Origin of the sequence: Pseudomonas sp. CBZ-4, assembly GCF_000346755.1 — a bacterium.
Taxonomy (GTDB): domain Bacteria; phylum Pseudomonadota; class Gammaproteobacteria; order Pseudomonadales; family Pseudomonadaceae; genus Aquipseudomonas.
The window spans coordinates 23729-42646 of record NZ_ANNV01000113.1 but is presented as its reverse complement, the minus strand read 5'-3'; the positions used below and the strand labels follow the sequence as shown (position 1 = coordinate 42646).

Below are 18918 nucleotides of genomic sequence, written 5' to 3'. Positions count from 1 at the left end.
GGGCGGACTCCATGGGCGGGATCAGGTATCAGGCGGCTTCTTTGGTGCTGGCAGTGGTCAGGATGGTCAGCAGGGTTTGGGCCTGCTCTGCAGCGTCACGACCCAGGCTGGTCAGGTAGCCGCCGTCCGGTTGGTCGATCAGACCTTTCGCGTGGAGGCGCTTGGCAGCGGCGATAGCAGTGGGGGCGGCGGTCTGGTGGACTTTCAGACCTTCCTTGGTGCTGTCTAATGGGAAGAGTACAAGGATTTCCAGTTCGGCAACCAACTCAGGGGTATACGACATACGGACTCCAGACTTTCTAAGAATTTATTAGAGGCTAGCAGGCCATAAGGTGAACGCACTTTGCCGAACTGTCCAGTGTGTTGCCGCGTGTTGGATTTATTGCTTTTCGGGCGGCAGTTCCGGCAGGGCGCGCAGCGCAGTTTCATACCATTCGGTATTGAACGCGCGGTCCTCTTCCAGCAGTGCGTCGATCTCGACGGCAAGCACGTGGGCCATCAGTTGCAGGATCTCTTCACGCTCGTAGCCGACCAGGGTCAGCTTGTTGAAGGTGGCCTTGGCGGCAGGCGGGTTTTCGCTCTCGATCTGGTTTTCGATGGCTTCGATCAGGGTGGTTTCGGCGAATTCTTCTTCGTCGTTGTCGATATCGGTCGGCTCGCTCATGGCAGGCTCCTCAAGGAAAGGACGCCAGTCTACCCCCATTCAGGCAGGTGATGCTGCTGGTCAGGCGGGGCCTTCGGATCTATAACTCATGCAGCCAACCCCATACTCGGCCTGGAGGCAGTCGCAATGCTCAAGCTCTACGGATTTTCGGTCAGCAACTACTACAACATGGTCAAGCTGGCGCTGCTGGAGAAGGGCCTGCCGTTTGAAGAGGTGCCTTTCTACGCGGGCCAGACGCCTGAAGCCCTGGCCGTGAGCCCCCGAGGCAAGGTGCCCGTGCTGGGGGTCAAACAGGGTTTTATCAACGAGACCAGCGTGATCCTCGAATACATCGAGCAAACCCAGGAAGGTCCGGCGCTGCTGCCGGCGGACCCGTTCCAGCTTGCCCAGGTGCTGGCGCTGTGCCGGGAAATCGAGCTGTACATCGAATTGCCCGCCCGCGCGTGTTTCGCCGAGGCGTTTTTTGGCATGCCGGTACCGGAGGCGATCAAGGACAAATCCAAGGCCGAGCTGTTGCTGGGGATGGGGTCTCTCGGTCGGCACGGCAAGTTCGCGCCTTATGTGGCGGGGGAGAGCTTCACGATTGCGGATCTGTATTTCATGTACAGCGTGAACCTCGCCTGCGGGGTGGGCGAGAAGCTGTTTGGCGTGGATTTGCTGGCGCAGATGCCGGCGGCCAAGGCGTTGCTGGACAAGTTGCATGCACTGCCCAATGCGCAGAGGGTTGCGGCGGACAGGGAAGCGGCGATGCCGGCGTTTATGGCGATGATTGCTGCCAAGAAGTAGATGTTGGGTGCCTGGGAGGTCGTCATCGCGGGCAAGCCCGCTCCCACAGTTGACCGAGTTGTCTTGACGACCCGGGTCTCCTGTGGGAGCTGGCTTGCCTGCGATGCTTTTAGCGGCTAGCGAGTAGGGCCAGGCCACGCACAACGGCAGCCTTCACCTGCGCCGGCGCAGTCCCGCCGATATGGTCACGCGCATTCACCGAACCTTCCAGCGTCAGCACGGCAAACACGTCCTGCTCGATCTGGTCGCTGAACTGGCGCAGTTCTTCCAGGCTCATTTCCGCCAGGTCCTTGCCGGTGTCCACGCCGTACTTCACGGCGTGACCGACGATTTCGTGGCAGTCACGGAACGGCAGGCCACGGCGCACCAGGTAGTCCGCCAGGTCGGTGGCGGTGGAGAACCCGCGCAGCGCCGCTTCACGCATGATCGCGTGCTTGGGCTTGATCGCCGGGATCATGTCGGCAAACGCGCGCAGCGAGTCGCGCAGGGTGTCGGCGGCGTCGAACAGCGGCTCCTTGTCTTCCTGGTTGTCCTTGTTATAGGCCAGGGGTTGGCCTTTCATCAGGGTCAGCAGGCCCATCAGCGCGCCGAACACGCGACCGCTCTTGCCACGTACCAGCTCAGGTACGTCGGGGTTTTTCTTTTGCGGCATGATCGAGCTGCCGGTGCAGAAGCGGTCCGGCAGGTCGATGAACTGGAATTGCGCGCTGGTCCACAGCACCAGCTCTTCGGAGAAGCGCGACAGGTGCATCATCGCGATGCTGGCGGCGGCGCAGAATTCGATGGCGAAGTCACGGTCGGACACGCCGTCCAGGGAGTTGCCGCCGACGGCGTCGAAGCCCAGCAGTTGCGCGGTGTATTCACGGTCGATCGGGTACGTGGTGCCGGCCAGTGCGGCGCTGCCGAGCGGCATGCGGTTGGCGCGCTTGCGGCAATCCACCAGGCGCTCGTAGTCGCGGCTGAGCATTTCGAACCAGGCCAGCAGGTGGTGGCCGAAGGTCACGGGCTGTGCGGTTTGCAGGTGGGTGAAGCCGGGCATGATGGTGCCGGATTCACGCTCGGCCTGTTCCAGCAGGCCTTGTTGCAGGCGGGTGATCTCGGCCAGGATCAGGTCGATCTCATCACGAATCCACAGGCGGATATCGGTCGCGACCTGGTCGTTACGGCTACGCCCGGTGTGCAGTTTCTTGCCGGTCACACCGATACGGTCGGTGAGGCGGGCCTCGATATTCATGTGCACGTCTTCCAGGTCGACGCGCCAGTCGAACGTGCCGGCTTCGATCTCACCGCGGATGGTGGTCAGGCCATCGATGATGCTGTCGCGCTCGGCGTCGGTCAGCACGCCGACCTTGGCCAGCATCGTGGCGTGGGCGATCGAGCCCATGATGTCGTGGCGGTACAGGCGCTGGTCGAAGGTGACGGAGGCGGTGAAGCGGGCGACGAAGGCGTCGACGGGTTCACTGAAGCGGCCGCCCCAGGACTGGTTGGTCTTGTCGGTGCTCATGGATTCGCTCGTGATCTGCTTTAAAGAGGCTTGGAGGTGTGCCGGCGATAATAACAGGGTTGCCCGTGGAGGCGGTGCTACGGGTGGTCGGCATTTTTATTTGCACGAAGGATGGCAAAGTGCCTTGCCGCCGGACGCGTCCGGGAAGAGACTGGACTCGGGTGTTTATTGAAACGATATTTGACGATAGAGCAATGTCGTCGCAGTGAGCGTCTACAGTTGCACTGATAGAGCGTGAATGCACCAAAGCCGGGTGATGCGGTCAGAGCCCAGGCTATTCATTCAGAAGGGGGGTATTCGGATTGTGTATCAGCAAACCCTACGACGATGCCCGAAGTCAGAAGGTCTTGGGCGCAATTGAACAGGTCCGGGTAAATATGGGTGCCACTCTCGGGGCACTTTTTGCCGCTCGCGCTAGTCTTAGCGTGGATCGCTGTGACGCAAGTCACCGCACCTGTCTACGCTATCCTTGTGCGAGACTCACGCAGGAATCCAGCGCAATATGAATGTCCTGATCGTTGAAGACGAACCCCAAGCCCGCGAGCAACTGAGCCGTTTGGTCAGTGAACTCGAGGGTTATACAGTCCTTGAACCGAGCGCCACCACGGGCGAAGAAGCGTTGACGCTGATCGACAGCCTCAAGCCGGATGTGGTGCTGCTCGATATCCGCCTGCCGGGCCTTGATGGCCTGCAAGTCGCCGCCCGCCTGAGCGAACGCGAGTCGCCGCCGGCGCTGGTGTTGTACGCAGGGCCAGAGGATTTCCCCGCGCAGACCCTGGAAGCCAGTGGTGTCAGCTTCCTGGCCAAGCCGGTCGAAGCCGGCGCCCTGCTCAAGGCCCTGAAAAAGGCCGAGCGCCCCAACCGCAGCCAACTCACCGCCTTGACTCAGCCGGCTGCCCAGAGCGGCAACGGGCCGCGCAGCCATATCAGTGCACGTACCCGCAAAGGCATCGAGCTGATTCCCCTGGATCAGGTGGTGTACTTCATTGCCGACCACAAGTACGTGACCCTGCGTCACGAGGCCGGTGAAGTGCTGCTCGATGAGCCGCTCAAGGCCCTGGAAGATGAGTTCGGCGACCGCTTTGTGCGTATTCACCGCAATGCGCTGGTGGCCCGTGACCGTATCGAACGGTTGCAACGCACGCCACTCGGGCACTTTCAGTTGTTCCTGAAGGGGCTCAATGGCGATGCCCTGATCGTCAGCCGACGCCATGTGGCCGGTGTGCGCAAGATGATGCAGCAGCTTTAGCCCAAGGGCTTTGGCGTTGCCTGCAGTCCTTATCCCGGTGCGACGCGGCCAGGGAGGCCCCGCACTTGCTGATTCAAATCAAAGCGTATTTGCCTGAGCTGTTATTATCTGCCGTATCTATTCAGTACGGATTGATCCATGTCCTCTCGCGAAATCCGCATCGCCACCCGTAAAAGTGCCCTGGCCTTGTGGCAGGCCGAATACGTCAAAGCACGCCTGGAGCAGGCTCACCCAGGCCTCGTGGTGTCCCTGGTGCCCATGGTCAGTCGCGGCGACAAGCTGCTCGACTCGCCGCTGTCGAAGATCGGCGGCAAGGGCCTGTTCGTCAAGGAACTGGAAACCGCGCTGCTGGAAAACGAAGCCGACATCGCCGTGCATTCGATGAAAGATGTGCCCATGGACTTCCCCGAAGGCCTGGGCCTTTTTTGTATCTGCGAGCGCGAAGACCCGCGTGATGCCTTCGTTTCCAATACCTATGCCTCCCTGGATGAATTGCCCCTGGGCAGCATCGTCGGCACCTCCAGCCTGCGTCGCCAGGCGCAGTTGCTGACCCGTCGCCCGGACCTGCAGATCCGCTTCCTGCGCGGCAACGTCAATACGCGCCTGGCCAAGCTGGATGCCGGTGAGTATGACGCGATCATCCTGGCCGCCGCCGGGTTGATCCGCCTGGGCTTCGAAGACCGCATCACCTCGGCCATCAGCGTCGAAGACAGCCTGCCAGCCGGTGGCCAGGGCGCCGTGGGCATCGAATGCCGCACCGCCGACAGTGAGATTCACGCACTGCTCAAGCCCCTTGATCACCACGATACCGAAGTGCGCGTCACCGCCGAACGGGCCCTGAACAAGCACCTCAATGGCGGCTGCCAGGTGCCCATCGCCTGCTACGCCGTGCTCGAAGGGGAAAACCTGTGGCTGCGCGGCCTGGTGGGCGACCCGGACGGCGGCACCTTGCTGACTGCCGAGGTGCGTGGCCCGCAACGTGACGCGGCGGCCCTGGGTATTCAGGTCGCCGAAGCGTTGCTGGACAAAGGCGCCGGCGCCATCCTCGAAAAAGTCTACGGCGAAGCCGGCCCGCAGTGACCGACTGGCGTGTGCTGCTGACGCGGCCTGCCGAGGAGTCGTTGTCCTTGGCGGCGTCGTTGTCGGCAGCCGGGATTTTCAGCAGCAGCCTGCCGTTGCTGGACATCGAGCCGTTACCCGTCACACCCGAACAGCAGGCCATCTTTCGTGACCTGGGCCGCTTTTGCGCGGTGATCGTGGTCAGCAAGCCCGCCGCACGCCTGGCGCTGCAACAGCTGGATCAAGCCTGGCCGCAGTTGCCGTGGTTCAGCGTCGGCGCGGCCACGGGCCAGGTCCTGGCCGATCACGGGCTCCACGTTCACTATCCCGAAACCGGTGACGACAGTGAGGCCTTGCTTGCACTGCCGGCCTTGCGCGAGGCTATTGCGCGGCCCGATGCGCGCGTGCTGATCCTGCGCGGCGAAGGCGGTCGGGAGTTGCTCGCTGAGCGTTTGCGCGAGCAAGGTGCTAGTGTCGTCTACTTGGAGTTGTACCGTCGGTTCCTGCCGAGCTATGCCGCCGGGACGCTGATGCAACGCATCCAGTTGGAACGCTTGAACGGCCTGGTGGTCAGCAGTGGGCAGGGTTTTTTGCACCTGCAAGCCTTGGCCGGTGCCGATTGGCCACAGGTGGCACAGTTGCCGTTGTTCGTGCCGAGCCCGCGAGTCTATGAGATGGCGCGGGCTGCCGGCGCAGAAAAAGTTGTGGATTGTCGCGGTGCGAGCGCCGCGGCTTTGTTAGTGGCACTGCGCAGCCATCGCGCGACCACTCTCTGATACGCAAAGGACGGATACGTGAGCGAAACAGCCTTGCCCAAAGAAGAAACCCAACCCGCACTCGATGCGCCGGTTGAGTCAGCGGTCACTGCGCCACGCCGTGGCAATGGCCTGGCGATCGTGGCCTTGTTGCTCGGCGCCGCCGGGGTTGCAGCTGGTGGCTGGGGGCTCTGGCAGGTCCGCGCCCTGCAAGCCAGCAGCCAGCAACAGCTGGGCCAGGTGCGCACGCTGGATGACCAGGCCCAATCCCTCAAGCAGAGCCAGCAACAGTTGGCCGCACGCCTGGCGCAGTTGCCCGGCGCGGAGGAGCTTGAAGAGCGGCGCCGCCTGGTGGCCCAGTTGCAGGGCGATCAGCAGCGCCTCAGCCAGCGTCTGGAAACCGTCCTGGGCGCCAGCCGCCAGGATTGGCGCCTGGCGGAAGCCGAGCACCTGATCCGTCTGGCCAGCTTGCGCTTGTCGGCCTTGCAGGATATCAACAGTGCTCAGTCGCTGGTCCAGGGCGCCGACGAGATCTTGCGTGAACAGAGTGATCCGGGTTCCTACGCCGCGCGTGAACAGCTGGCCAAGAGCCTTGCCGCACTGCGCAGCACCGAGCAGCCGGATCGCACCGGGCTGTACCTGCAACTGGCGGCACTGCGCGACCAAGTGGTGCAATTGGCCGCGATTGCCCCCGAATACCAGCTCACCGAGCCGGCCTCCCAAGGGCGTCCGACCACGGATACCGATAGCCGCTGGAGCCAGTGGTGGGAGCAGATCTCGCGCTACTTCCGCATCGACTTCAACCCGGACGACAACATCCGCCCATTGCTGGCCGGCCAAGGCTTGAACCAGGTGCGCCTGGCCCTGAGCCTGGCGCTGGAGCAGGCGCAATGGGCTGCGCTCAACGGCGAGACGGCGGTGTACAGCCGTTCGTTGGGTGAGGCGCGCAGCGTGCTGCAAGACAACTTCAACCAGGACAACCCGCAAAGCAAGGCGATGCTGGCGCGTATCGCCGAGCTTGAGCCCAAGGCCGTGTCGGTGGTGACGCCAGACCTGGCGGCGAGCCTGGCAGCGGTGCAGGCGTACCTTGAGCGTCGCCACTTGTCTGCTGACGAAGCCAAGGCGTCGGCTGGCAAGCCGGCCACCCAGGAGTAAAGCCGATGAAGCGTTTCTATGTGGGCCTGGTGCTGGCGATTGCAATCGCCCTGGCACTGGCGGTGGGCATCTCGAAACACACCGGCTACGTGTTGATTACCTATCCCCACGTGCTGCATTACGAATCGAGCCTGTGGGCGACCTTGGTGGCGGTGTTTGCCATCGGCCTGGCGATCTACCTGGTGCGCCTGCTGTTGAGCCTTGTGACCACCTCCGGTGGCGTGGTCAACCCATGGTCGCGCCGCAACCGCAGCCGCCGTGTGCAGATCGCCATCGAGCAGGGGCAGATGGACCTCGCCGAAGGCCGCTGGGCCAGTGCCGAGCGCCACTTGCACCGCGCTGCCGAAGCGGAACGCCAACCTTTGCTCTATTACCTCGGCGCCGCGCGTGCGGCGAACGAGCAGGGCCGCTATGCAGAGTCTGACGGTTTGCTGGAGCGCGCCCTGGAGCGTCAGCCCCAGGCCGAACTGGCAATCGCCTTGAGCCATGCGCAACTGCAGCTGGACCGCGGTGACACCGAGGGCGCCCTCGTTACCTTGCAGGCCATGCACGAACGTCATCCCCATAACGCCCAGGTCCTGCGTCAGCTGCAGCGCCTGCATCAGCAGCGTGGCGATTGGTCGTCGGTGATCCGCCTGCTACCCGAGTTGCGCAAGGACAAGGTGCTGCCCGCCGCCGAGCTGGCCGAGCTGGAACGTCGCGCCTGGGGTGAGAACCTCAGCCTGGCGGCCCAGCGTGAAGAGCAGGGCGAAGCCGGCTTGCAATCCCTTGAGCGGGCCTGGCAGCAGTTGACCTCCGCCCAGCGCCAGGAACCGCAGTTGGTTTTGGCGTATGCCGAGCAATTGCGCCAGTTGGGCGCTGACGCCAAGGCTGAAGAAGTGTTGCGTGGCGCGATCAAGCGCGGCTATGACAGCCACCTGATCCGGCTCTATGGCTTGCTGCGTGGCAGCGATCCGGCGCGGCAACTGAAGTTTGCCGAAGGCTGGCTCAAGGACCATCCGGGCGATGCCAGCCTGCTGCTGACCCTGGGTCGCCTGTGCCTGCAAAACAGCTTGTGGGGCAAGGCACGCGACTATTTGGAAAGCAGCCTGCAGGTGCAGCGCAATCCCGAAGCCTGTGCCGAGCTCGCACGCCTGTTGGCCCAGCTGGGGGACACCGAGCGCAGCAACCAGCTGTTCCAGGAAGGCCTGGGCCTTTTGGATAACCGTCTACTCGCCTCTCCGTTGCCGGTACCTGCGCGAGTCTGAAGTAGGAAAGATGAGAGGGTTGGCGCAGATGCTTCTGACAGCCAACCCTTCAAGCCAGCGAAATTCCTCGGTGCAGCGGGATTCGTAACAAACTCCTACGTAGCGCTTCGTTATGTCCTCCGCGCTCTGGCGGGATGTCCTCACGCTTTCGCGGAATCGTCTGCTCTAGCGCGTATTGAAAGGGGTCAGGCCTTTCCTCTACCGTAACGGCCTATCTTCTGCGGTACGGATAAGCAATGTCTTTGGCCCCCTCACGCACCTTGTTTTTCCTGGCGTTCATCGCTGGCGCGCTGACGTTGGGTGTGTCGTTCTACCTGGAATATGGTGCGCTGCTGCGCCCCTGCTTCCTGTGCCAGGTACAGCGGGTGTTTCTTGCCACGTTCATGCTGATCAACCTGATCGCGGCGATCCATAACCCCAAGCGCTCCGGGGCTGGCCTTTACGGGTTGGCAGGCATGGGCTGCGCCTTGTTGGGTGCCTTCACCGCTGCGCGTCAGGTATTGCTGCAAAGTATTTCGTCGGGCGCGCCTCCAGAGTGCTGGCCAAGCCTGCAGGACATGCTGGAAAGGCTGTCCATGTGGCAAGCAGTCCAGGCTATTTTCAATGGCACTGTCGATTGCGTGGAAATCAACTGGACGCTGTTCGATTTGAGCCTCCCGGAGTGGAGCCTGTTGTTCTTCGTCGTGATGCTTGTCCTGGGTCTCATTCCGTTTTCACGGCTGTTGGCCGGCCTGCATTTGCGGCAGGTCTAGCACCTGAATCAGTTCAATGGTTGTAGGACGGGATTAAACACTTGTATGAACTTTCTCTCCTGCGTACCTTGAAGCCATAGTCATGCGGGCATAATCTGGCCCGCACGCGTTATCGAAACCGTTTGTCCGATGCGGCCTTGTCCGGCTGCGGCTTTATCCTTGAAGTGTTGCGCGGGCACCAGGCGGCAGCGCCCCTATAGGGAAGAGAGATCATCATGCTGGAAAGTTGTCAGAATGCTCAGGAACGCTGGGGTGGTGTGCACAAGCTGATCGACAGCTGGTTGAAGGCACGTCATGAACTGGTTCGGGCCTTTGATGCGCTTGGCGCCAAGCCCGAGGCGCTGGCTGAGAACCGCGAGCCGTTGCAGGACTTCTGTGGTGTGTTGGTGGACTACGTGTCAGCCGGCCATTTCGGTGTCTACGAGCAGCTGACCAAGGAGGCGGAAGCCTTCGACGATCAGCGTGGTCTGGACCTCGCTGAAACGATCTACCCACGCATCGATGTGATCACCGAGAAGCTGTTGGTGTTCACCGACCTGTGTGATGCCGGCAACTGTGTGGCCGAGAAATTCAAAGAGTTGGGTGGCCTGCTTCACGAGCGTTTCGAGCTGGAAGACTGCCTGATAGAGGTGCTGCACAACGCCCATAAGGAAGAGCCGGCTACCCAGGCTTGATCCCGGATGGCGAGACAAAAAACGGTGCGCATGGCGCACCGTTTTTTTTGCGCTCAATGGCGGGTGGCGAGCAGTTCGATCTCAAAGACCAGTGGTGTGTAAGGTGCGATCAACTCGCCGGCACCGTCGGCGCCATAGGCCTGGGCAGATGGGATGACCAAACGCCATTTTGCGCCGGTAGGCATTTGTTGCAGTGCGCTGGTCCAGCCACTGATCACGCTGTCCAGGCGAAACCATTGGGGCTGCGCACTCTGATCGAAGACCGTCCCATCGGGCAGCCGCCCCACATACTTCACTTGCACCTCATCCGTTGCCAGCGGCTTGGCGCCACTGCCGGGTGCCAGCTCTGTAAGCAGGATGCCATTGGCCAATTCGCGCACGCCGCTGGCGGTTTTTTCCTTGGCTAGAAACTGCTGTTCTGCGGCGAGGGCTTTTTCACTTTGCGGTGCCTGTGCATCGGCTTCGTTTTGCGTTTCGTGCTGGGCGAGAAGCTGTTCGATGCGCGCGTTGTCGAGCGCCAGCGGCTTGCCTTGATAGGCTTGCTTGAGCCCGTCGAGCAAGGCCTGGATCTGCAGGTCGGGGACTTCCTGGCGCAAGCGTTCACCGAGGCTGGCGCCCAGGCTGTAGGCAAGGTCGTGCTGGTTCTGCTCAGTGGTTTTGGGCGGTGATTGTTCGCTCGCATTGGCCACCGAAATCGCCAGGCCAAGCACAAGAAAAAGGTAACGCGACATGGGCATCCTCCCGCCGAAAGTGCGACGGATTATGCCAGTGTGAGTGGGTAAAAAGTGCCGGGTATTTTCGTTATAACGATAAGAATTTTCGCGCGGTGCAACGCCGGGCAAACGATACTGTCAACATGCCCTAGCGGCGGTAAGAGCAGAGGGCTAGTATGAGCCGCACCCACGTCAGCCAGGAGGTAAACCATGTCGGCCAAACAGAAGCCTGTAAATACCCCGTTGCATTTACTCCAACAACTTTCGGGCAGCTTGCTCGAACATCTGGAAAGCGCTTGTTCCCAAGCCCTGGCCGATGCAGAAAAACTGCTCGCCAAGCTGGAAAAACAACGCGGTAAAGCGCAAGAAAAGCTGCACAAATCCCGCACCAAACTGCAAGACGCCGCCACTGCCGGCAAGGCCAAGGCACAAGCCAAAGCCAAAGACGCTGTCAAAGAACTTGAGGACCTGCTGGACGCCCTCAAGGATCGCCAAGCTGAAACCCGCGGCTACATTTCCCAACTCAAAAAAGACGCTCAAGAAAGCCTGAAACTGGCCCAGGGCGTTGGTCGTGTGAAGGAAGCCGTGGCTAAAGTGTTGGGTGCTCGTGTACCTGCAAAAGCCGTTGTCGCGAAGGCGCCAGCTAAAGCTGCTGCCAAGCCAGCTGCGAAAACCGCTGCTGCGAAACCAGCCGCGAAGCCGGCTGCTAAAACCGCTGCTGCAAAACCAGCCGCCAAGCCAGTTGCTAAAACCGCTGCTGCAAAACCAGCCGCCAAGCCAGCTGCCAAAGCCGCTGCTGCAAAACCAGCTGCCAAGCCAGTTGCTAAAACCGCTGCTGCAAAACCAGCCGCCAAGCCAGCTGCGAAAACCGCTGCTGCAAAACCAGCCGCTAAGCCAGCTGCGAAAACCGCTGCTGCAAAACCAGCCGCTAAGCCAGTTGCTAAAACCGCTGCTGCAAAACCAGCCGCTAAGCCAGCTGCCAAAACCGCTGCTGCAAAACCAGCTGCCAAGCCAGTCGCTAAAGCCGCTGCTGCAAAGCCAGCTGCAAAACCTGCTGCTGCAAAACCAGCCGCCAGACCAGCTGTTGCCAAGCCCGCCGCTGCCAAACCAGCACCGGCCAAGCCAGCTGCACCTGCTGCTACCGCGTCCACCGCTCCAACCGCATCGGCCAGCAGCACGCCTGCACCGGTAGCGCCAAGCACCACCCCAACCAGCGCTTCCTAAGTGCCGGTGGCCATGACGCGCAGCTGCTGCAGCGCGTCATGGTCAAGGTTGGCGGCATCCTCAGCCGCCAGTCCTTCCAGCCACTGTTGTTGACCTTCCCCTGCCGGCCATGCCAGCGCCAACGCTTCCAGGCGTGTCAGCAATTCCCGCTCTGCCTCCAACTCCACTGCCTTGATCCGTTCGCGCAGCGCCGCCAATGGCTGATCCTGCTGTGCCATGACGCGCCATTGCACACGCACCTGTCGTAACGGTTCGATCACCTGCGTGCGCCATGGGCGAGCCAGTTGTTGCAAGGCCAGCACGCGATCAGGCGCAGCCGCTACGCCGCGCTGCTCCAGCCAGGCACCACAGAGCAACAGGCACACATCCGCACCTTGTTCCTGCAAGCGCAGGCAAGCGGCTTCGACGCCCGGCCGGGCGTAGGTCGAGAGGGCAAAGCTCCACAGGTCAGCGCACATATTCACACCCAAGCCAGCGGCCAACGAAGCTGGTAGACTCCGCCGCCATTATGATCCGACTTCAAAGCCTAACATTACAGCGTGGCCCGCAACGTCTTCTCGAAGACGCCGAGCTGACCCTGCACGCCGGTCACAAAGCCGGCCTGATCGGTGCCAACGGCGCCGGCAAATCCACGTTGTTTGCCCTGTTGCTGGGTGAGCTGACCCCGGATTCCGGGGACTGCCTGCTGCCCGCCGACTGGCGCATCGCCCATATGCGCCAGGAGATCGACACCCTGGACCGCATCGCGATCGACTACGTGCTCGATGGCGACCTGCGCCTGCGCCAGGTGCAACACGAGCTCGCCGAGGCCGAGAAAGCCCAGGACGGCGGCGCCCAGGCGCGCCTGCACGCGGAACTCGACAGTGCCGACGGCTACACCGCCGACGCCCGTGCGCGCAAGATGCTCGCCGGCCTGGGCTTCACCAACGAACAGATGGATCGCCCGGTCGCCGACTTCTCCGGCGGCTGGCGCATGCGCCTGAACCTGGCCCAGGCGCTGATGTGCCCGTCCGACCTGCTGCTGCTCGACGAACCGACCAACCACTTGGACCTCGATGCGATCCTGTGGCTGGAGGATTTCCTCAAGAGCTACCAGGGCACCTTGCTGCTGATTTCCCACGACCGGGATTTCCTCGACGCCGTGGTCGACAACATTGCCCACGTCGAACAGAAGAAAATCACCCTCTACCGTGGCGGCTACACCGCGTTCGAGCGCGCCCGTGCCGAACGTCTGGCCCAACAGCAGCAGGCGTTCGAGAAGCAGCAGGCGCAACGTGCGCACATGGAAAGCTATATCGCCCGGTTCAAGGCCCAGGCCACCAAGGCCCGCCAGGCCCAGAGCCGGATCAAGGCCCTGGAGCGCATGGAAGAACTGTCGGCGGCCCACGTCGATTCACCGTTCGACTTTGTGTTCCGCGAGTCGGTGAAAATCTCCAGCCCGTTGCTGGACCTCTCGGATGCACGCCTGGGTTATGGCGAAAAAACCATCCTGGAAAAAGTGAAGCTGCAACTCACGCCGGGCGCGCGCATCGGTCTGCTGGGCCCCAACGGCGCGGGCAAGTCGACGCTGATCAAGAACCTCTCCGGCGAGCTGCAACCCCTGGCCGGTCGCCTGACCCGCGGCGAGAACCTGGTGGTGGGCTACTTCGCCCAGCATCAGCTGGACTCCCTCGACGCCAAGGCCAGCCCGCTGTTGCACCTGCAACGCCTGGCGCCGACCGAGCGCGAACAGGTGCTGCGCGACTTCCTCGGCGGCTTCGACTTCCGTGGCGCGCGTATCGATGAGCCGGTGCTGAATTTCTCCGGCGGCGAAAAAGCCCGCCTGGCCCTGGCGTTGATCGCCTGGGACCGGCCGAACCTGCTGCTGCTCGACGAACCGACCAACCACCTGGACCTGGAAATGCGCCTGGCGCTGACCATGGCCTTGCAGGAATTCAGCGGTGCGGTACTGGTGGTGTCTCACGATCGCCACTTGCTCAAGAGCACCACCGACAACTTCCTGCTGGTGGCCGACGGCAAAGTCGAAGAATTCGACGGCGACCTCGACGACTACGCGCGCTGGCTGACGGATTACCGCCTGCGCAACGCGCCGGTCAGCAACTCGCCGGTCAACCCGGACAAGACCGACAAGAAAGCCCAGCGCCAGGCCGCCGCTGCCTTGCGCCAACAACTGGCGCCGCACAAGCGTGAAGCCGACAAGCTGGAAGCCGAACTGGGCAAGGTGCATGAGCGCCTGGCCAAGATCGAAGCCAGCCTGGGCGACAGCGCCGTGTACGAAGCCGCACGCAAGGATGAACTGCGCGACCTGCTGGCCGAACAGGCCAAGCTCAAGGTGCGTGAAGGGCAATTGGAGGAAACCTGGATGGAAGCCCTCGAATTGCTCGAAACCCTGCAAGCGCAGCTGGAGGCGCTGTCCTGATGGAAGCCTTGCAGTTGCCGCTGCCGCCGCAGTGGGTCGAGCCGATCTGGATCGGCGTGCAGATCCTGCTGATCCTGCTGGCCGGCTACCTGGCGCAGCGTTTTGTCGCCAAGGGCCTGACGCGCCTGGGCGAGCGCTACCCGTTCCCGCCGCAACTGCTGATGCCGCTGCGCGGTGGCTTGCGCTGGTTGATCATGGGCAGCGCGCTGATCTTTGTGCTGGAACGCGTGGGCGTGTCCGCCACGGTGCTGTGGACGGCGCTGTCGGGGTTTGTCGCCGTGGCGGCCGTGGCGTTTTTTGCCATGTGGTCGGTGCTGTCCAACCTGCTGTGCGCGATCCTGATCTTTACCGTCGGGCCGTTCCGCATCGGCGACATCGTGGAGCTGGTGGACACCGTGGACAAACCGGGCGTGAAGGGCCGCGTCGTGGCGATCAACCTGCTGTACACCACGCTGATCGAAGTGGCCGAAGCCGGTACCGACAGCGCGATGGTGCAGGTGCCTAACAGCCTGTTCTTCCAGCGTTCGGTGCGCCGCTGGACCAGCCCCGCGTAAAAATTCTATAGCCAGGCCTCGGTGCTCGGAGTTAGCTTAACGCTTACGACGAATTTGAAACGAGGTGTGTAATGGCGCTCGATACATGGCTGGCCTTTTTCGTGGCCAGTTGGATCATCTCCCTTTCCCCCGGTGCCGGTGCCATCGCCTCGATGTCCAGCGGCCTGCAATACGGTTTTGCGCGCGGTTACTGGAATGCCATTGGCCTGCAAATCGGCCTGGCGATGCAGATTGCCGTGGTCGCCGGCGGCCTGGGTGCGATTCTGGCGACGTCGTCTACCGCGTTCTATGCGATCAAATGGTTTGGCGTGGCGTACCTGGTGTACCTGGCCATCAAGCAATGGCGCGCCTTGCCCATGGACATGAGCGATGACGCGGCCGTGCGCCCGATCGGCAAGCCGATGGCGATGATGTTCCGTGGCTTCCTGGTCAATGCGAGCAACCCCAAGGCCTTGGTGTTCATGCTGGCGGTGTTGCCGCAGTTCGTGAACCCGCAGGCGCCGCTGGTGATCCAGTACGTGATCCTGGGCGCGACGATGATCTGCGTGGATATGATCGTGATGGCGGGGTATACGGGGTTGGCGGCGAAGGTGTTGCGCTTGTTGCGTACGCCGAAGCAGCAGAAGCGGATGAATCGTACGTTTGCCGGGTTGTTTGTCGGCGCCGCCGGCTTCCTCGCCAGCCTGCACCGCGCCACGGCATAACTGACGAAACCGGATCAAAACTGTGGGAGCTGGCTTGCCTGCGATAGCGGTGTATCTGATACACCGCTATCGCAGGCAAGCCAGCTCCCACATTGATTTGTGTTAGCCGCGTTATCGAGGATCAGCGCAGGATCTTCGGCGCTTCATCCCTCGGCAGGTTATTGCGCAACACGGGTTGGCCGGGTTCTTGATACCCGCCACCCAACTGCTCCGCCAGCTGCCGCGCCACATCCTCACCCAACGTTTTCGACACGTCCTTCACCACCCGTGGCCGGTTCAGGTTCACGCGCACGTCGCGGCTGTTCACCAGCTTGGTGTCTTGCCCTTCACCCATGGCGGTAAACGCCGAGGTGATTTCGAAGGTGCGCGTGTTGATCAGGCTGAAATCCGCCACCAGCGTCAGGCTCAGCACCGCCGAGTAGCTGTTGGTGCGGTCGATGGCGTTGAGGTCCTGGGTGAAGTCGATGTCGGACAGGGTGCCGAACAGCACGTAGTCCGCGCCCTTGAAGTTGCCGGCCTTGATCCGCTTGATCACGTCATACACGTCACCCTTGGCGTCGGCGGTGTAGGGCGTGCCTTGCACCAACTGGAACTGGCGCGACTTGAGGATCTCGCCCTTGATGTCGCCGCTGAATTTGCGCAGCTCAAGCTGCTCGATGTAGCTGGAGCGGCTCTCGAACTCGGCGTAGCTCGACGCGCCGCTGGCGTGGTAGCCGCTGGCCTGGAAGTTGTTGCTGGCCGACACCGCGTGGATGTATTCCTCGACCCGCGCCTGATAGGCCAGGTCGGTCACCGCGATTTTCGGTGCGGCCGAGGCGCCAAAGGCGCACAGCAGGCCGATCATGCCGATCCATGTACGCATGGCTTAGCGCTCCGTGGTCTTGCGGATTTCTTTTTCGTCCATCCACTCGGCCAGGCCGCTTTCCACGTCCACCAGTTGCAGGCTGAACTTGTAGAACACGTCCTTGTAATCCGAGCTGCGCTTGACGATGGAGCTGATGGAGCCTTCCAGGCGGTACTTGGCGGCGACCATGTTACCGGTCTTGCTCACCGTGGACTTCTTGTACAGGCCGCTCTGGTTCTGCAGCTTGAGCTGGTCGACCTGGCTTTGCATGTCGGTGTTGTCGCTGGCGAAGCGTGCGGTGCCGGTCTTCATCAGTTGGGTCTTGATCGACGTGGTGATCTCGCGGGTGTCGATGTACTCGCTGGTCTTGTTCTTCACGTCATACACCTGCACCACCGGGCGGCCTTGCAGGATGCCGGACTGGGCGAGCGAGCGGGTCATGCTTTCGGCGATCATCTGCAGGTCGGTGGAGCCGAACTCGTTGGTCACGGTTTCCACGGCCTTGGTGTCGCCGTAGCTGATGTTCTTGCTGCCCAGCACCGGCGAGGTGTTGGAGCAACCGCTGGCCAGGACGGCAACCACGGCAAGGATCGAGAAGCGTGCAAACATGGGGGAATCTCTCCAGAGCTGAATAGGGGCGGGCGTCAAGGCGTCTTCACTTCAAGGCGGAAGTCCGCGGCTTGAGGCAAGTTGGCAATGGCCGGCAGGAAGGTCGCCTGGTTGGCGTACAGGTTCAGCACTTTCCAGGTGTCTTCGTCGCCCACCGGGAAGCCGTCGGCCCCCAGCCAGGCGAAGCGGTAATACATCGTCTGGTTGCTGCTGGTGATATTGCTCAACTGCACCTTGGCGGTGAGGAAGCCGTTCTCGCGCGCCACGCGGATGGCGCCGACGGCGATGCCCTTGAACTTGCCCATCACTACGATTTTGCTCGCCGCACTGCCGGGTTCCGGTGGCGGCGGGGTGGCGCAGCCGGCCAGCAGGACCAGCGCCAGGGCGCCGAGGATGAAATGACGCATAACGTGCTCCTTAAGGTTGTTTGAGGGCGATGGCCTGGGTGGTCGGGCTCGGCACCACGTGGGCCGCCAGGCCGCCGGCGAACACCTGGTTGCCGACCACGCGCAGGGTGATCACTTGGTAGCGCTGGTCGGCCTTGACGGTCACCCGTGTGCCGCCCAGGGCGTTGGGCAGGCTGACCTGGTGCTCGCCGCGCTTGAGGCGCAGGCGCGTGACCTGGGTCAGGTCCGGCAGGGTGCGCCAGGTGCGTGTGTCGGCGCCTTCGGTGACGGCCGAGGCGATGCCCAGCACCAGCCCGGCCATGGGGTTGGTCTTGTTCAGGTTGTTTTGCGTCACGCCACGGGTCACGGCGCGCACGGTGGTGCGCAGGATGATCCCCGGCATGTCATCGCGCAGGGCGCGGCGCGACATGGCGGTGGTGCTGTTGAGTGCGGTGAGGTTCTGTTGCTGGCCATCGACGCCGATCTGCGCGAAGTGCGCGGTGGAGGTGTCGGCCTTGATCACCGGGAATGACAGCGGGGTAATCACCAGATGGCCGTCGATCGGGATCGGCAGCGGCAGGCGGATCGAATCACGCGCCGGCGCCAGGCCGCTCTGCACCACGATCAGCACGTCGGTTTCATCGGCGCCGAGGCTGCTTTTGTCGAGGTCGAGCAGGGCTTGTTCCAGCAACGGCGTGTTCGGGTGCAACTCGGCGGCCTTGCGGTAGCCGGGGGCGGCCAGGTCTTTTTCGCCGAGGGCTTCGTAGACGAAACCGGCGAGGTAATGGCTGAATGCGCTTTGGTAGCTGTTCTTCAGGCCGACCACTTCCGGCGCGTCGAGGGTTTCCACGGGGTAGCCACGCAGGTCCTTGAACTGCGTCGTCACGCCCTGGCGTTCGGCTTCGTTCTCGCGCTTGAGGTATTCCTTGTCGCGCAGGTCGGCGATCACCGCTTCGCGTTCGTGGGTCTTCTTGATCTCGGTGCGGGCGCCGTCGAAGTCGTTCAGGGCCAGCAGGTTCAGGGCCATTTGCGTGGTCAGCATGACTTTTTCGTAGTCATAGCCTTCATAGCGACGCACCTTGTCGTTGGCGAGGAAACTGCCGAACTGGGCGAGGTAGCGCTCGCTGTCGAACTTGACCGACTCTTCCCACTTGTAGACTTGCAGGTCGGCGCTGCGCCAGGCGATCTGGCTGCCGCTGAGGTCGCCCTTGGCCCGCAGCAATTCACCCTTTTCGAAGAAATACAGCAGGTCCTTGTCTTCGCCGCTGTTGTTTTTCTCCAGCAGGGTCAGCGCGGCCTCGACATTGCCGCTGACCAACTGCTGGTTGGTGGCTTGCAGCTCGCTGTCGTAGCTGCGAAACATCGAGCAACCCGACAGCAAGGTGACCGCCGCGAGTGCGAGCGGGGTAACGGCGCGAAATGCCATGCAGACTTCTTCCCTGAACGTAACCAGCTGATGTGCCAATTCCTCATTAAAACGAGGAAATAAAGACCCTTTCGCGATAACAGGGCGCGGCATTATAGGCGCCATAGCTGGCAAAACAATGGCTTTTTGCCTGGGGGATAGGTGGGGGCGCCATCACTGTTTCGACGCTATTCCCTGCGTCAAATCACTAACGC

21 protein-coding genes are annotated in these 18918 nt (G+C 62.2%); 12 read left to right on the top strand and 9 right to left on the bottom strand.

Annotated elements, in window-relative coordinates; all coding sequences use genetic code 11:
* Window positions 1–28: 28 nt before the first annotated feature.
* On the bottom strand, window positions 29–283 hold the full coding sequence (locus B348_RS0115480) for a TIGR02647 family protein (RefSeq protein ID WP_003195403.1): 255 nt from the start codon (window positions 281–283) through the stop codon (window positions 29–31).
* Window positions 284–379: 96 nt separating this feature from the next.
* The gene (locus tag B348_RS0115475) at window positions 380–664 is read right to left on the bottom strand and encodes a hypothetical protein (protein WP_010207441.1); all 285 of its coding nucleotides are present in this window, start codon (window positions 662–664) and stop codon (window positions 380–382) included.
* A gap of 126 nt (window positions 665–790) precedes the next feature.
* On the opposite strand from B348_RS0115475, the gene B348_RS0115470 reads away from it, so the two are divergent.
* Window positions 791–1450 carry a glutathione S-transferase family protein gene (locus tag B348_RS0115470; protein ID WP_017736982.1) on the top strand — a complete coding sequence of 220 codons (660 nt, stop codon included), beginning with the start codon at window positions 791–793 and terminating at the stop codon, window positions 1448–1450.
* Window positions 1451–1559: 109 nt separating this feature from the next.
* Here B348_RS0115470 and argH read toward each other — a convergent pair whose 3' ends face one another.
* Complete coding sequence (gene argH / locus B348_RS0115465; protein WP_017736981.1) at window positions 1560–2954, bottom strand: argininosuccinate lyase; 1395 nt, start codon at window positions 2952–2954, stop codon at window positions 1560–1562.
* Between the two features lie 502 nt (window positions 2955–3456).
* Between argH and B348_RS0115460 the strand changes: the two genes are divergently transcribed.
* From B348_RS0115460 to B348_RS0115430, 7 genes are all read left to right on the top strand, one after another.
* Entirely contained in the window at window positions 3457–4203 is a 747-nt protein-coding gene (locus tag B348_RS0115460) for a LytTR family DNA-binding domain-containing protein (protein WP_017736980.1), read from the top strand.
* A gap of 138 nt (window positions 4204–4341) precedes the next feature.
* A complete protein-coding gene (gene hemC, locus B348_RS0115455; RefSeq protein WP_017736979.1) occupies window positions 4342–5283 on the top strand; it encodes a hydroxymethylbilane synthase in 942 nt (313 codons plus the stop codon).
* On the top strand, window positions 5280–6038 hold the full coding sequence (locus B348_RS1000000131970) for a uroporphyrinogen-III synthase (RefSeq protein WP_017736978.1): 759 nt from the start codon (window positions 5280–5282) through the stop codon (window positions 6036–6038). Before hemC ends, B348_RS1000000131970 begins: the two co-directional genes overlap by 4 nt.
* 18 nt (window positions 6039–6056) lie before the next feature.
* Window positions 6057–7172, top strand: a complete 1116-nt coding sequence (locus B348_RS1000000131965) for a uroporphyrinogen-III C-methyltransferase (RefSeq protein WP_017736977.1) — start codon at window positions 6057–6059, stop codon at window positions 7170–7172.
* 5 nt (window positions 7173–7177) lie between these two features.
* Window positions 7178–8419, top strand: a complete 1242-nt coding sequence (locus B348_RS0115440; RefSeq protein WP_017736976.1) for a heme biosynthesis protein HemY — start codon at window positions 7178–7180, stop codon at window positions 8417–8419.
* A gap of 236 nt (window positions 8420–8655) precedes the next feature.
* Window positions 8656–9171 (top strand): disulfide bond formation protein B, encoded by a 516-nt coding sequence (locus tag B348_RS0115435; protein ID WP_017736975.1) that lies wholly within the window; start codon window positions 8656–8658, stop codon window positions 9169–9171.
* Between the two features lie 215 nt (window positions 9172–9386).
* A complete protein-coding gene (locus B348_RS0115430; protein ID WP_017736974.1) occupies window positions 9387–9845 on the top strand; it encodes an Rsd/AlgQ family anti-sigma factor in 459 nt (152 codons plus the stop codon).
* Window positions 9846–9898: 53 nt separating this feature from the next.
* Here the strand turns inward: B348_RS0115430 and B348_RS0115425 are convergent, their stop codons facing one another.
* Entirely contained in the window at window positions 9899–10576 is a 678-nt protein-coding gene (locus tag B348_RS0115425) for an FKBP-type peptidyl-prolyl cis-trans isomerase (RefSeq protein WP_017736973.1), read from the bottom strand.
* Between the two features lie 192 nt (window positions 10577–10768).
* Here B348_RS0115425 and B348_RS1000000130985 point away from each other — a divergent pair, with 192 nt between their 5' ends.
* A complete protein-coding gene (locus B348_RS1000000130985; RefSeq protein WP_026136812.1) occupies window positions 10769–11782 on the top strand; it encodes an AlgP family protein in 1014 nt (337 codons plus the stop codon).
* Here the strand turns inward: B348_RS1000000130985 and B348_RS0115415 are convergent.
* Window positions 11779–12240, bottom strand: coding sequence for a TIGR02444 family protein (locus tag B348_RS0115415; protein ID WP_017736970.1), 462 nt, complete (start codon window positions 12238–12240; stop codon window positions 11779–11781). The genes B348_RS1000000130985 and B348_RS0115415 overlap by 4 nt on opposite strands.
* A 50-nt stretch (window positions 12241–12290) precedes the next feature.
* Between B348_RS0115415 and B348_RS0115410 the strand changes: the two genes are divergently transcribed.
* The 3 genes from B348_RS0115410 (at window position 12291) to B348_RS0115400 (ending at window position 15459) form a co-directional block, all read left to right on the top strand.
* A complete protein-coding gene (locus tag B348_RS0115410; RefSeq protein ID WP_017736969.1) occupies window positions 12291–14201 on the top strand; it encodes an ATP-binding cassette domain-containing protein in 1911 nt (636 codons plus the stop codon).
* Entirely contained in the window at window positions 14201–14755 is a 555-nt protein-coding gene (locus B348_RS0115405; protein ID WP_017736968.1) for a mechanosensitive ion channel family protein, read from the top strand. The genes B348_RS0115410 and B348_RS0115405 overlap by 1 nt, the downstream gene beginning before the upstream one ends.
* Window positions 14756–14826: 71 nt before the next feature.
* Entirely contained in the window at window positions 14827–15459 is a 633-nt protein-coding gene (locus tag B348_RS0115400; protein WP_017736967.1) for a LysE family transporter, read from the top strand.
* 121 nt (window positions 15460–15580) lie between these two features.
* On the opposite strand, the gene B348_RS0115395 is transcribed toward B348_RS0115400, so the two are convergent.
* From B348_RS0115395 to B348_RS0115380, 4 genes are read right to left on the bottom strand one after another with little or no spacing between them, the layout of a single operon-like run.
* Window positions 15581–16321 (bottom strand): hypothetical protein, encoded by a 741-nt coding sequence (locus B348_RS0115395; protein WP_017736966.1) that lies wholly within the window; start codon window positions 16319–16321, stop codon window positions 15581–15583.
* Between the two features lie 3 nt (window positions 16322–16324).
* Entirely contained in the window at window positions 16325–16912 is a 588-nt protein-coding gene (gene lpoB, locus B348_RS0115390) for a penicillin-binding protein activator LpoB (protein WP_017736965.1), read from the bottom strand.
* Window positions 16913–16947: 35 nt separating this feature from the next.
* The gene (locus B348_RS0115385) at window positions 16948–17319 is read right to left on the bottom strand and encodes a YcfL family protein (protein WP_017530843.1); all 372 of its coding nucleotides are present in this window, start codon (window positions 17317–17319) and stop codon (window positions 16948–16950) included.
* 10 nt (window positions 17320–17329) lie between these two features.
* Complete coding sequence (locus B348_RS0115380; protein ID WP_017736964.1) at window positions 17330–18724, bottom strand: COG3014 family protein; 1395 nt, start codon at window positions 18722–18724, stop codon at window positions 17330–17332.
* Between the last annotated feature and the right edge of the window lie 194 nt (window positions 18725–18918).